Source organism: Streptomyces griseoloalbus, assembly GCA_014650015.1.
GTDB classification, from domain to species: Bacteria; Actinomycetota; Actinomycetes; order Streptomycetales; family Streptomycetaceae; genus Streptomyces; species Streptomyces griseoloalbus.
In genome coordinates this window covers 1-698 of the sequence record BMUD01000109.1, presented here as the reverse complement: position 1 = coordinate 698, position 698 = coordinate 1, and the positions used below count along the sequence as shown (strand labels likewise).

At 70.1% G+C, this 698-nt stretch carries 1 protein-coding gene and 1 pseudogene; both read right to left on the bottom strand.

Annotated features, from left to right (window positions below; genetic code table 11):
- Positions 1–559: ABC transporter ATP-binding protein (locus IE178_RS35165; RefSeq protein ID WP_193515084.1), on the bottom strand; the 559-nt coding region annotated here is incomplete at its 3' end.
- A pseudogene (locus IE178_RS35160) lies at positions 552–698 on the bottom strand (ABC transporter permease); the annotation flags it as partial. The pseudogene IE178_RS35160 and the gene IE178_RS35165, both read right to left, overlap by 8 nt.

Sequence of the window (698 nt, the reverse complement as noted above, 5' to 3'; positions counted from 1 at the left end):
GGTCCTTGGCGGCGGCGATGGAGAAGCGCAGCCGGGCCGCCATGCCGGAGGAGTAGGTGCGCATCGGCAGGGTGATGAAGTCGCCCTTCTCGTTGATCCCGGAGAAGTCGACGATGTCCTCGTAGCGCTCCCGGATCTCCTCGCGGGACATGCCCATGGCGAGCCCGCCGAGGTGGACGTTGCGCTCACCGGTCAGGTCGCGCATCAGGGCCGCGTTCACGCCCAGCAGGGAGGGCTGGCCATCGGTGTAGATGCGGCCGTTCTCCACCGGGAGCAGGCCGGCCACGGCCTTGAGCAGGGTCGACTTGCCCGAGCCGTTGGTGCCGATGAGCCCGATCGCCTCGCCCCGGTACGCCACGAAGGACACGTTCCGCACGGCGTGCACCCGGCGCACACCGGACGCCTTCTCGGTCTGCTCGCGGCGCAGGATGCGGTTGAGGGCGGCGGTGGCGGAACCGCGTCCGCCGCCGGTGCCGTTGACCCGGTAGACGATGTCCACGCCGTCGGCGATGACGGTCGGGAGCTTCTCGCCGGTGCGCTTGTCGGTGGTGTCAGCCACGGCCGTACGTCTCCTCAGCCTTCCAGAAGTAGATGAAGCCGGCCGCGCCGGCCAGCAGCGCCCAGCCGAGCGCGAACGCCCACACGTGCGGCGGCAGGTACGAGGAGCCGTAGTCGTCGATCATCGCGAAGCGGACCAG